General features: G+C 40.3%; 9 protein-coding genes. 1 reads left to right on the top strand and 8 read right to left on the bottom strand.

The window, feature by feature from the left end; genetic code table 11:
- Positions 1–3 precede the first annotated feature (3 nt).
- The 7 genes from BLS35_RS19220 to BLS35_RS19190 all read right to left on the bottom strand — a co-directional run bounded on the left by BLS35_RS19220 (position 4) and on the right by BLS35_RS19190 (position 10,308).
- Positions 4–942 (bottom strand): dihydrodipicolinate synthase family protein, encoded by a 939-nt coding sequence (locus BLS35_RS19220; RefSeq protein ID WP_090784328.1) that lies wholly within the window; start codon positions 940–942, stop codon positions 4–6.
- A 288-nt stretch (positions 943–1,230) separates the two neighbouring features.
- Entirely contained in the window at positions 1,231–2,793 is a 1,563-nt protein-coding gene (locus BLS35_RS19215; protein ID WP_090784266.1) for a sodium:solute symporter family protein, read from the bottom strand.
- Between the two features lie 92 nt (positions 2,794–2,885).
- Positions 2,886–4,556, bottom strand: a complete 1,671-nt coding sequence (locus BLS35_RS19210; protein ID WP_090784264.1) for a UxaA family hydrolase — start codon at positions 4,554–4,556, stop codon at positions 2,886–2,888.
- Positions 4,541–6,118 (bottom strand): aldehyde dehydrogenase (NADP(+)), encoded by a 1,578-nt coding sequence (locus BLS35_RS19205; RefSeq protein WP_090784261.1) that lies wholly within the window; start codon positions 6,116–6,118, stop codon positions 4,541–4,543. Before BLS35_RS19205 ends, BLS35_RS19210 begins: the two co-directional genes overlap by 16 nt.
- The gene (locus tag BLS35_RS19200) at positions 6,118–6,969 is read right to left on the bottom strand and encodes a fumarylacetoacetate hydrolase family protein (protein ID WP_090784256.1); all 852 of its coding nucleotides are present in this window, start codon (positions 6,967–6,969) and stop codon (positions 6,118–6,120) included. The genes BLS35_RS19205 and BLS35_RS19200 overlap by 1 nt, the downstream gene beginning before the upstream one ends.
- 8 nt (positions 6,970–6,977) lie before the next feature.
- Positions 6,978–8,681, bottom strand: coding sequence for a ribulokinase (locus tag BLS35_RS19195; protein WP_254778974.1), 1,704 nt, complete (start codon positions 8,679–8,681; stop codon positions 6,978–6,980).
- Entirely contained in the window at positions 8,674–10,308 is a 1,635-nt protein-coding gene (locus tag BLS35_RS19190; protein ID WP_090784251.1) for a fucose isomerase, read from the bottom strand. The genes BLS35_RS19195 and BLS35_RS19190 overlap by 8 nt, the downstream gene beginning before the upstream one ends.
- A 512-nt stretch (positions 10,309–10,820) precedes the next feature.
- On the opposite strand from BLS35_RS19190, the gene BLS35_RS19185 reads away from it, so the two are divergent.
- Positions 10,821–11,690, top strand: coding sequence for an AraC family transcriptional regulator (locus tag BLS35_RS19185; RefSeq protein ID WP_090784248.1), 870 nt, complete (start codon positions 10,821–10,823; stop codon positions 11,688–11,690).
- 56 nt (positions 11,691–11,746) lie between these two features.
- Here the strand turns inward: BLS35_RS19185 and BLS35_RS19180 are convergent, their stop codons facing one another.
- Positions 11,747–12,460: a YqjF family protein gene (locus BLS35_RS19180; RefSeq protein WP_090784245.1), complete on the bottom strand. Its 714-nt coding sequence runs from the start codon at positions 12,458–12,460 to the stop codon at positions 11,747–11,749.
- Positions 12,461–12,547 lie beyond the last annotated feature (87 nt).

The following is a 12,547-nucleotide window of genomic DNA, read 5'->3' as shown; positions in this document are numbered from 1 at the left end:
AAACTAAGCTACTTCGAATTTTATTTCCAGTTCACCTTTTAAAATGTCATATCTGCCACTCAATGCATCTATATCAGTTTTAATTTTTGCATCGAAAATCCCCACGTCATTTCTTCTTGTAAAAGTAGAGATATTCAAACCTCTCTTTTGCAGATAATACTTCGAAATTATAGGATATACATTATGCATCACATCCATATTGTCGATAAAGAACTGCTGTACCTTGTCCACCTCAAGCTTTAAATCATTGTTGTCGTAATTATTGCATAACCACACAATCAATTCAGGAAAAAAGTTTCCTTGTATGCAAGAGAGACCTGCCGATCCGGCTTTTAAAGAGGCCACTGCATGCGCCATATAAGCATCGTACAAACCAAATTTATGACCTTGAGTTGCAGCAATCTTAGCTTTCACCTGTTCTATATCCAAACAAGTGTCTTTATGATAAGTCACCCTGCCCGTAGCTACCAGACGACCGAGTTGTGCTGGAGAAATTAAGCGTTTGTAAGGAACAGGGCATTCATAAAATCCCATAGGAATTTGCTCCGTTAAATCTAATAAGCTGGCTACATTTGCATCAAACACATCATCACCATCGTGCTCGCCCGCCAATAGACCAGTAATACCAATTACAGCCTCTACACCGCAGTTATAAATCTGTTTTACAAAGTCGGCCTGTTCTGCTATCGGACCACCAAAAGTACCTGTTGCCACCACCGGAACAGCGCCTTGAGCAGATTTCACAACATGGTCAACTACTTTAAGCCTTTCTCCTTCGGTAAGTTCAAACATTTCACTTGATAGGCAATTTGCAAATAAGCCTGCCGCACCTGCTTCAATATATAATTCTGTTAGTTTTGTCAGTCCATCAAAATCAATCTCGCCATTGTCTTTAAATGGCGTAAGCATTACTGGTATAAATCCTTTTTCTGATTTGTTCATTATATTTTTTTTTTCATGAGATATCAATCCTTGTTTAGCTATCATTGCTTAGCATCGATGCGCTACTAATACAAAAGTATCAGGGTAAAAGCGATATCATATGGTGCATTTTCTCCAGCTTATGTATGATCTTATCAAAAATGTTACTTTTCGATAATCCATGACAAATTAATTGACAATGAATACGTCAGAGATAAACCCTTTTAAACAGAAAAAGCATTACTTACATAATGCTTTTTCTGTTTAAATTATTTAGCCACCATATCATGGTGTTTCGAATGTTGGATTTTACGCTGCTGCCACTTTCCCTTTGAATCGTGTAATAATTGTACCCGTTAAAAAGATAGAGAGCGTACCTACCACAATGATCATATTGGCATTTAATGGATTTCTGAGGTAAGCATATTGCTCAGGGATTAAATAAGAAAGCGACATCCATAGGATAACCATTAGACCGACTATCGTACCTGCAAAAGCTTCCATATTACCAGATTTCTTGCTGATGATCCCCAAAAGGAATAGACCAAGCATCCCCCCCGCAAATATCCCCGACAACTGCCACCAGATATCCAGAATACTTTTTACACCAATCATAGCAATACCACATATCATACCGACCACACCAAACACCACGGTTGAGATATGCAATAGCCTCATGTTTTGCTTATCATTAATGCCAGGCTTAAAATAACGTTTATAAATATCCTCAGTAAATACGGTGGCGGAAGCGTTCATTCCTGAACTGATGGTACTCATTGCCGCAGAAAGAATAGCCGAAACAATCAGGCCAACTAGCCCAGTCGGGATCATTGTTACCATAAAATGTGGCATTACCTTATCTCCATAATCTGCAGGTTGAAGCGTTGCTGCCAAATTCTGGATGTCTATTGCCGATACCCCCGCGCCTAAACGCTCAGCTGCCACCTGCAATTTAACAGGCTCTATCATCTCCGGATTAACCTGATAGTATGCATACAGACAGCTTCCTATTACAAAAAACAATAAGGACGCTGGTACATAAATCCATACACAAAGCCATACAGATTTAGAAGCCTCTTTTGCAGAGGAAGCCGTATGATAGCGTTGTACATAATTCTGATCCATTCCAAAATTATTAAGGTTAATAAAGAAACCATATAATAATATCACCCAGAATGTAGTTTGCGTAAAATCAGGACTAAAGCTCCCCAGACTGAACTTATTGTCTCTACTACCAATTTCCATAATCTTTGACACCCCACCAGGCATATTGGACACAACCAGGTAGATGATCAAAATTGCACCAAGCGTTTTCAATATGCCCTGTACAACTTCGGTCCATATTACGGCTTCAATACCTCCCATTACCGTATAAATAACAATACAGATACCTGTTACCAGCATGATCACCTGCATATTGTAGCCGGTTAATGCTTGTAGTGTTAGGGAGATACCAAAAAATATCGAGCCCATACGAGCCAATTGCGTAAGTAAAAAACAAACTACGGCATAAGTACGAGCCCATGGTCCGAAACGCTTTTCGAGGTTTGTATAAGCCGAAACCTCACCGGTATTCCTATAAAATGGCACAAAATATTTAGCGGCAACCCAAGCTGCAAGTGGCATAGAAATACTGAATACAAAGGCATTCCAATTGGAACCAAAAGCTTTACCCGGTACACCTAGAAAGGTATTACTGCTTAAAAAAGTAGCATAAATAGATAATCCAATAGCCCAGCCAGGTATGGAACCCGAGGCTTTGGAATATTGTTCAGGGTTTTTGTTTCTACGGGAAAAGTAAACACCAACCATTACCATGCCCACAAGGTAGGCGAGTATAATAGCTAGGTCTAATATTGGTAGGTTTTTCATTGTTAATTTATATAAGGTTATACAAAAGTATCCCGTTAAGAATACGATCATATTATAGATTTTCTCTACATTATGTAGTATCTTATCAATAATTAAAGGTTAACATTCTGTTGCCATGGAATAAAATCATCCTGTCTCAGCAATTGAGACTTGGTTAAATAATCTCCGTTTGCAAGTTTAATACAATAATCCAGTAATTCCTCTGCCTTTTGTTCAATTGTAGATTCCCCTCTGATGATTCCACCACAATCAAAATCTATAATATCTGGCATTTTTTGAGCTAATATAGAATTGGTGGCTATTTTTACGATCGGGCAAACCGGGTTACCTGTTGGTGTGCCCAAGCCTGTTGTAAATAAAATGATTGTTGCTCCACTAGCCGTCTGTCCCGTTGTTGCGAGTACGTCATTGCCGGGTGTACACACCAAATGTAATCCAGGTGCTTTAGGAAGTTCAGTATAATTTAGTACACTTTTAATAGGCGCAGTTCCACCTTTTTTGGCAGCACCAGCAGATTTAATGGCATCTGTAATTAATCCGTCTTTAATGTTTCCAGCAGATGGGTTCATGTCAAATCCGGCATGTTGAGCTTCTGCTATAGCAACATAAGAGCGCATCAAGTGTTCGAACTTAAACGCAGCACTCTCCTCTTCACAACGATTAATTAACTCCTGCTCCACACCGCAAAGTTCTGGGAACTCGGCGAGGAGTGTCTTTCCATTCAAGGCGACCAGCAAATCTGACAAATGTCCCAAAACTGGGTTTGCCGAAATACCTGAGAATCCGTCACTTCCGCCACATTTCAATCCGATGGTTAAGGCCGAAAGCGGTGCTGGTGTACGTTTAACTTTGTTTAATTCTGTTAAGCCGATAAAGGTTTCTTTTATCGCCGCCGAAAGCATTGCACTTTCGGTACCATATTGTTGCTGCTCAAAAAACAATATAGGTTTGTCAAATCTTGAATTACGTATTTTAACCTCTTCATGAAAGTCTTCGAACCTTGTTTTCTGACACCCCAGGCTTAAAATGGTAATCCCGCCAACATTTGGATTACAAGCATAGGCAGCAAATAGAGCGGCCAAACGCTGCGCATCTTCATTGGTGCAACCACAGCCCATTTCATGCGTCAAAAACTTAATACCATCCACATTGGCAAAGAGCTTCTCCAGATTTCCAGTACCAGAAGCGCCCTTTTGAGCGGCAAATTCTTTTGGCTGATAAGCCTTCACCAACTCTAGTCCGCCAACCTTGTAGCTTGCCACTAAATCTGCCACCTGATTTTCATAGGCTTCAGTTTGGCCAAAACCCAGCGCCTTATCAAATGCATCCCTAAGTTTAAGGATATTTTTATTTTCACAGAAAACCAATGGAATGACTAACCAGTAATTAGCCGTCCCAACCTTTCCATCCGATCGATGATAGCCGTTAAAGGTTCTGTTTATCCATTTGTCTACATTCGGAGCTTGCCACTTAGGTAATTGTTTGCGTTTTGCAACAGAAAAATCTTCGGCATCATGTTTTAGATTGGTGGTGCTTATACGTTGTCCGATTTTAATTTCCTGCTGAGCCTTGCCAACCAGAACCCCATACATGATCACTTCATCTCCTACCTGTAGGTGTTTCGTTACGAATTTGTGTTTTGCGTCAATATCTTCCAGTAGAACAAACTCCTCATTGTCATAAACAACAACTTCGCCTTCCTTTAAATTCTGAAGGGCAACAATAACATTATCTGCTGGATGAACCTTTAAAACCCTTTCCATTTCCCGTTAATTTTCCTTGTAATGTTTAAAGGATTGCTATCCTTAAGTTCTGCTGGCAATAACGCCTCAGAGAAGCCCTGATAAGCAACGGGTCTTGTAAAACGATAAATCGCGTTTGTCCCTACTGAAGTACTGCTAGCATTGGTAGTCGCTGGAAACGGTCCACCATGTACCATAGCGTGTGTAACCTCTACACCAGTAGGAAAAGTATTAATGATCAACCTTCCAGCTTTCTGCTCCAAAATATAAAGTAGTTCTTTGTATGTTTCAAGGTCTTCTGGCGTTCCAAAAACAGTAGCCGTTAGATGTCCCGATAATTCTGAAGCTATTTTCAACAGGTCTTCCTTTTCTTCTGCCTGAACAATTATACTTGAAGGCCCAAAATTCTCCTCTGCAAGCGATTCATGTTGTTGAAGGTTCTGCACATTGGTATAGAAAAGTGCTGGAGTAACACCAGTAAAATCTTCAGAAGTTTTGCCCTCGGCCAATAATTTAACCCCATTCAGCGATTTAGTCTGCGCTGTACGTTTGGTATAAGCACTTTGTATCCCCGGAGTCAACATAGTACCGCCTGAAGATGCAGCAAATTCTATAGCAACCTGATTAAGGAACGAATTACTTTCAGCAGATCTTTGAAGCAAAAGCATACCCGGATTTGTGCAAAACTGACCTACACCTAAATTTACAGAGTTACTAAAACCCTGGGCAATACTATCTGCTGTATCTTTTATCGCACCTGGCAAAACAAATACCGGGTTTACACTCCCCATTTCGGCATACACCGGGATAGGTTCTGCTCTACTTGCAGCAGCGTCAAAGATAGCCTTACCGCCTGTGTACGATCCTGTAAATCCAATTGCCTTTATTTCTGGACGCATCACTAATGATGTACCAATTGCGATCCCTCCATGTAACATAGAAAATACGCCATCTGGCATATTGGTTTTCTTTGCTGCGCTGATGATTGCTGTAGCGATTAATTCACAAGTTCCAGGATGGGCAGGATGTGCTTTTACAATTACAGGGCAACCCGCTGCCAAAGCCGAAACGGTATCGCCACCGGCAACTGAAAATGCCAATGGAAAATTACTTGCACCAAATACAAGCACAGGTCCCAATGCCTTTTGCATAGAACGAATATCTGGTTTTGGCAATGGTTTACGATCTGGCATTGCTGTATCAATTGTTGCCTGTACCCAAGATCCTTCTCTCAAAAACTGCGCGAACAATAGCAACTGTCCCATAGTTCTACCACGTTCGCCCTCGATACGGCCAACAGGCAATCCTGACTCTGAAACACAGCGCTCTATCAACTCAGGTCCCAAAGCTTCTATTTCGCTGGCAATGGTTTCTAAGAAAAGAGCACGTTCCTCTCCGCTCTTAACACGATATAGTTGAAAAGCCTGACTAGCCTTAACTGCTGCCGCTTCAACTTCTGTTGCTGTTGCTTCTAAAAAAGCAGTAGCTAATTTTTCTCCATTTTTTGGATTTATCGCCTGAAAGGAATTTGTTCCGCCCCCTGCAAGATCATTCCCAATGATCTGTTTTCCTGTTAAATTCATTATAATTCGATATTTTTAAATGAGACCGTATTGGTCAAAGTGCCTATTTCTTCAATACTGATGTTAACGATATCTTTCTCTCTCAACGTAAATTCATTAGGTGGCACCAAACAAGTGCCTGTCATTAAATAAACGCCATGAACAAAGCTGGTCTCCCTAAAAAGGTAGCCAATTAATTCAGTATGACTACGCTTCATTTGGTTGATGGAGATCTCGCCCTTAAACACCTCCAGGCCATCCCTTTCAATATTCATAAGGATTTTTGTATCTGGATCAATCGGCTGTTCTGGAACATATAAACAGGGACCTATAGCTGCAGCATTATCATAGCATTTTGCCTGTGGCAGATATAAAGGATTCTCGCCTTCAATATCACGAGAACTCATATCATTTCCAATCGTATACCCCACAATTTTACCGCTTGAAGTCGCAAACAAGGTTAACTCAGGCTCTGGAACATTCCAGGTCGTGTCTCTTCTGATATGAACCGATTTTCCAGTGCCTACACAACGTGCGGCTGTTGATTTGAAAAAAAGCTCTGGACGTTCTGCATGATATACTTTATCGTAAAAATCAGCTCCACCACTTTCCTTTGCCTCTTCCATCCTCGCTTCGCGACTGCGCAGATAGGTAACGCCTGCAGCCCAAATTTCTTGTTGTGCTATAGGAGCCTCCAGATCTGATGCAGCAAAAGCATCATCTTGAACTGGTACTAAGGAAGATATAAGAAATTGCAGGTAAGTATACAAATCATCTCTATTGATTAAATTGTCCCAATTATGGTTTTCAATAAGGTAATTGGCATCACCTTTTGAAATAAATATGCCTTTTAGCGTTTTATATAATTTCATTCTATTCTTTATTGTAATACTGGTTTTTGCTCAAAAACTTCTTCAGGTAAAACAAAATCCTGGATCAGATCACCTAATTTTTTATACTTCCTGTACAGTTGCTCATAAATCACAGCGCGATCTTTGTCTGGAAAGTATTCCTGATCAAAACCACTGGTCATCATTTTTTGTGCAGTACTGATGTCCGGATGTATACCGCTAACCGTTGCGGCGAACATAGCAGCTCCCAATGCACATACTTGCTCACTAGTTGCGACGGCAATCTTTACGTTTAAAATATCTGCAAGGGTCTGCATGATGTAACTGGACTTTTTAGCAATCCCACCAATGGCAATCACCTCATTAATTGGCACATTTTCCATTTCAAAGCGCTCAACAATAGCTTTGGAGCCAAATGCTGTAGCCTCTACAAATGCTTTAAACAAAGCGGGAGCATCAGTCCCCAGGCCAAGTCCCATAATTGCCGCCTTTAACTGCTGATTGGCATCAGGTGTACGACGGCCATTGATCCAATCTAAGGCTACAACATCCAATTCTGTTACAGGGATTTTACGAGCCTTCTCGGCTAATGCCGGAAGTATAGCTGCAGTAATCTGATCAATTTCAGCAGCAGATAAAATGCCGGCACTAAGCTCTTTTATAGGAAATGAAAGTACCTCCTGAAACCAGAAATAATAATCGCCAAATGCAGATTGTCCAGCTTCCATACCGATCATCCCCGGAATAATGGATCCGTTAACCTGTCCGCATATTCCTTTGATCAGCTGACCATCAAAATCATCTACAGGGACTGTTAACATATCACATGTTGATGTACCCATTACCTTGACTAAGGTAAAAGGCTTGATTGCAGCCCCTACTGCACCAAAATGAGCATCAAGGGCACCAACACCTACTACGACGTCATCAGGTAGTCCCAATCGATTTGCCCAGTCAGCTGAAATTGTCCCAACACTTTCATCAGAAGTATAAGTTTCTGAATATAAGCGCCCACGAATTCCAGATAAGCAAGGATCTAATGCGCTCAGAAAGTTCTGAGCAGGTAAACCCTCAAACTCAGGATGCCACATGGCTTTGTGTCCAGCCGCACAACGACTACGTTTCAATTTCAGCGGATCGGTATTACCAGTCAATAATGCCGGCATCCAGTCACAATGTTCAACCCATGAAAAAGCACTTTTCGCCACCGCTTCGTCAACTCTGAGGATGTGAAGAATTTTAGACCAGAACCATTCCGAAGAATAGACCCCGCCAGAATATTTTGTAAAATCAGTCTCCCATTTTTTAGCAAGTGCATTAATTTCCTGCGCTTCTGTATTTGCCGTATGATCCTTCCACAATACGAACATGGCGTTTGGATTATCTGCAAATTGAGGCAGTAAGGCTAATGGGCAACCTTGCTCATCAACAGCTACTGGAGTAGAACCTGTCGTGTCGATAGAAATCCCCTTAATATTCTTCCGTACTTCCGGAGAAACCTTAGCCAACACCGTTTTAATCGTAAGCTCCATCGCTTCGATATAATCCAGTGGATGTTGGCGAAACTGTGACACTTTCGTATCACAGTATTTCCCCGCTTTCCATCTGCTATACGAATGAACCGCTGTAGCTAATTCTTTACCCGTCTGTGCGTCAACGAGCAGGGCCCGGGCCGAATCGGTACCATAGTCCAATCCAATTACATATTGAGATTCCATCCCAGACTTAAGCATATTTTTTTCCTTCGTGATCGACATCACCGCAGAAATGTACTGTGATTCCCATTTCTTCTAACGCTGCCGCTTTGATACGGCAAGCTTTATGCGATGAAGCCTCATCAGTAGTATAAACAACATGTATATGGTTTGCCTGGTGACGTGCCATCATCTGATCGCGTGATACGCCACTAAGGGTAGCATGCATAATCGGCCATTGAGGGGTGGTATTTTGCCAGCGTCTCTCAGTTTCTTCTGCTGGTAAAAATACGGCATCACCTACACCCAAATCACAATGTAAGGCATTGTTCTGGATATAAATTCTACTCCAAACCAGACTTCCAGGTTTACTGATACCTTTCAAACTTCCACCACCAAGATGGAAAAACATAGGTGGTTGTCTTTCACTACTTGCGCCAGCATATCCATTGATAAAATGTGCCGGTGGTGCAGCTCCTGAAATCAGGAACAGCCATACAAAATCATCGATACCATCCCCTTTAAAATGCTCACCCCAACGAATATCATGTAAAGTGTTTTCGCCAGGCATACCTAGCTCCTTCCACAAATGATAAGTCACCAAGGCATCTATACCCGCACACTCATCAACTTCATTGAAATGTGGCAAAGCTTCATTTGCATATAATTCTTTCCCTGATTCTGAAAATACTGGCGGTCTGTCCTGATTGTTCAATAAGCCTTCAACCAAATCACTGGTGGCGGTTAAATCTTTTAAACCTTGTTGATACTGAATACCAATGGTATCGCAGCCAAAATCGTCGGCCATGCGCATTGCAGCAATATACATTTTGCATTGGTCGAGGGTTTGCTCGCGGGTAAGTTCTGTTAAACTCTCAGTTCCCCATTTAAAGGTCATACCTTTTTGCAACAGCCATTCAAGTACTTTCTCAGCTTCCTGTTCAGTCACCGTCCGCATTTTAGCATAAAGGGCAGATTGACTTAAGCGTTCTTTAAATATTCCTGTTTTATGCAACAGATCATCTGGAACAATTGCATTAAACATCCCCATGCAACCTTCATCAAAAACACCCATTATCGCTTTATTATCACGTAGGATACCTCCAAATTTACGTCCAACAGCTTCATCAGCCGGTGGTATATTTACTGCATTAAAGGCCTTTACATGACTGGCATCATGAGTAATTTTCCCCGTAGACAACCATTCGGCTAAACCCTTATTAAAAAAATCATCGCTAAAATCCTCACTCCATAAGCTGCTATAATTTACTTCAGCTTTGGTAAGAGAACCATTAAGATTCAACATTCCTACCAATCCAGGCCATTGGCCGCTCCAGTTGGCAACAGTTAAAATAGGCGCTTTATGGGTAGTCAGTCCAGCCAGGACATGATGTGAGTATTGCCAAACACTTTCGGCTACAATAAGTGGAACGTTAGGATCTATCGCTTTAAATACTTCGATGCCCATACGCTGAGAATCTATAAATCCATGCTTCTTCTTTTCGTCATAAGCATGGGCTCTTTTTACTGTCCAGCCCTGCGCATTCAATGCTTTTCCCAATAGGTCTTCCATTTCTACCTGCGCCGCCCAGCAACTCAAATTGGCCGACAAACGCAAATCTCCACTACATACAAGGTAAACTTGTTTTTCAGTATATGTTGTCATGTTAAAAAGTTTAAATTTCGCTTGAATATTATTTGTCGTTTTGACAGATAATATACTTCACACCATCAATTCAAAAATTTGATTTACGCAAATATGGGGAGTGTTGAGTTGAAATCTCTACGAGTATTTGCCTAGTTTATGTAATATGTTATCATGTAATCTTTCTTTATCTTATTGAGGTTGATTTTTCAAAACCAACTCAGATCATTTTGATCATACATCGATGTACTATCTTATCATACTAAAAAGTTCAAATAAGATCACAATATTATTCGTCATTTTGACGGATAATATATTCCATACCTTCAATTCAAAAAGTAGCATAACATAAACACAGCGAGCATCGGGCTAAAAACTTTGCGATTTTTTGCCCAATTTATATGATATCTTATCATAAAATCGTTCTTTAACATTTTTTTTATAGTAATTTAGATTATCCAGTAAAGACCGCATTCTGGTAACCGATGAGCCAATATAAATTTTTGATATTTTAAAGTAAACGGATATAAATTATGAAGCCACATTTTCACAAAGTACCTGTTAAATTGGAAACTTCTTATAGTATAAGACATGATGTTTTGGCGAATTTTGGAACGCTCTGGCATTACCATCCCGAGCTGGAGCTTCATTACATAAAAAAGGGTGAGGGTGTCCGTTTCATAGGTGACAATATCAGCAATTTTTCGGATGGTGAAATGGTATTGCTGGGAGAAAACCTGCCGCATACCTGGAGATGTAAAGACAAATATTTTGAGCAGGGATCTGATTCGAATGTTGAGGCTATCGTGATTCATTTCCTACCTCATTGTCTGGGTTACGACTTATTAAATCTCCCAGAGGCCTATAAAATTTCGAAATTATATGAACGCGCTAAAAAAGGATTAGTTATTAAAGGAGAAACCAAAGAAAAACTGTCGGAATTGATGAGCACAGCTTTGCATGCAGAGAATCTGAATCGACTGACCATCCTTTTGTCTATCTTAAGCACACTTGCAGAAACAGACGAGTATGATACGATTACCAACACGCACGCTTTTTACCAAAGTAATAAGGTTGACACTGATCGCATCAATAAGATTTGCAATTATACGCTGAGCAATTACAAAAGAGAGATTAGCTTGGAAGAAATTTCTTCACTCAGCCATTTAAGCGTCACTTCTTTTTGCAGATATTTTAAGTTGATGACTAAAAAAACATACTTTGATTTCCTGACCGAGATTAGAGTGAGTCATGCTTGCAGGATGCTGATTGAAGACAACCTTACGGTAGAGACTATTTGTATGGAATCTGGCTTTAACAACGCCTCCAATTTCTACAGGCACTTCAAAAAAATTATAGGTAGTACGCCTGTAAAGTATCGCAGCAAATATTTGAGTAAGTAACTATAGCCCTGCAATGCAATTTTATTACGGGCATAGAAGCTAATGATAGTATAAAACTAAAATATAATTTGTGTCTTGCGCTCTACAGAAATTTCCGATCCTTCAGCTAGCATAACGGATACTGGATTCTGGTAATTTAAAAACTTAAAACGTTCCCCATAAGTCAAGCCAAAATCTACTTCGATCTTGTAATTTTTAACCTCATAATGGTCCCATTTCGGATGTTTTACTTCGTACTCATTGGTTTTAACATCGCTATACTTAGCGTATCCCCAATAATGCTCTGTAATAAACTCAGTCGCACTTCCTTCCTGAATTGATGAAAGCTCTTTTTCTGCTGTTATGCTAAAACGCTGCCATTCTTTTTTGCACTTCCATTTATACTCCACGATCCTCTCTTGCTCAGTTTCAATCCAACTATGCGCCATAGGCATAGCGACATAATTCTCATTGTAAATTGTATTAGCAACAAATGAAAGGGCAAACTTTGGTACTATTTCTTTAATAAAAACTACACCTCTTTTCCAGATTCCCTTATCCTTATATCGCACGTAAAAGCGCAGATTGACTTCTTCAAAGTTAGAATGAAATGGCACCCGAATGCCCATAAGCCTGGTGTTTTTAAACAAAAAGCCAATCAGACTAACATAACATGTATCGTTCCACATATCTAGTTCCGTACCAATAGGAAGGTAAGGCGTTAAAATCCGGGCATCTATTGCATAATTTGCTATAGCCAACTTTCTCCATTCTGCCGTTAAAAAACTCATGGGGAGCAAGATACGGATATTTTGATTTTAGGAATTTCTATTTTATAAAATTCGATCTTGCTTTTTCTGAGAAAAGGAAGTTGATGT

Source organism: Pedobacter sp. ok626 (assembly GCF_900100435.1).
In the GTDB taxonomy this organism is placed as follows: Bacteria; Bacteroidota; Bacteroidia; order Sphingobacteriales; family Sphingobacteriaceae; genus Pedobacter.
This window is presented reverse-complemented; position numbering and strand designations above follow the sequence as displayed.

Bases quoted from the DNA above. Each gene is read 5' to 3' on its own strand.
- BLS35_RS19220 (WP_090784328.1), bottom strand. From the start codon at position 942: ATGAACAAATCAGAAAAAGGATTTATACCAGTAATGCTTACGCCATTT.
- BLS35_RS19215 (WP_090784266.1), bottom strand. From the start codon at position 2,793: ATGAAAAACCTACCAATATTAGACCTAGCTATTATACTCGCCTACCTT.
- BLS35_RS19210 (WP_090784264.1), bottom strand. From the start codon at position 4,556: ATGGAAAGGGTTTTAAAGGTTCATCCAGCAGATAATGTTATTGTTGCC.
- BLS35_RS19205 (WP_090784261.1), bottom strand. From the start codon at position 6,118: ATGAATTTAACAGGAAAACAGATCATTGGGAATGATCTTGCAGGGGGC.
- BLS35_RS19200 (WP_090784256.1), bottom strand. From the start codon at position 6,969: ATGAAATTATATAAAACGCTAAAAGGCATATTTATTTCAAAAGGTGAT.
- BLS35_RS19195 (WP_254778974.1), bottom strand. From the start codon at position 8,681: ATGCTTAAGTCTGGGATGGAATCTCAATATGTAATTGGATTGGACTAT.
- BLS35_RS19190 (WP_090784251.1), bottom strand. From the start codon at position 10,308: ATGACAACATATACTGAAAAACAAGTTTACCTTGTATGTAGTGGAGAT.
- BLS35_RS19185 (WP_090784248.1), top strand. From the start codon at position 10,821: ATGAAGCCACATTTTCACAAAGTACCTGTTAAATTGGAAACTTCTTAT.
- BLS35_RS19180 (WP_090784245.1), bottom strand. From the start codon at position 12,460: ATGAGTTTTTTAACGGCAGAATGGAGAAAGTTGGCTATAGCAAATTAT.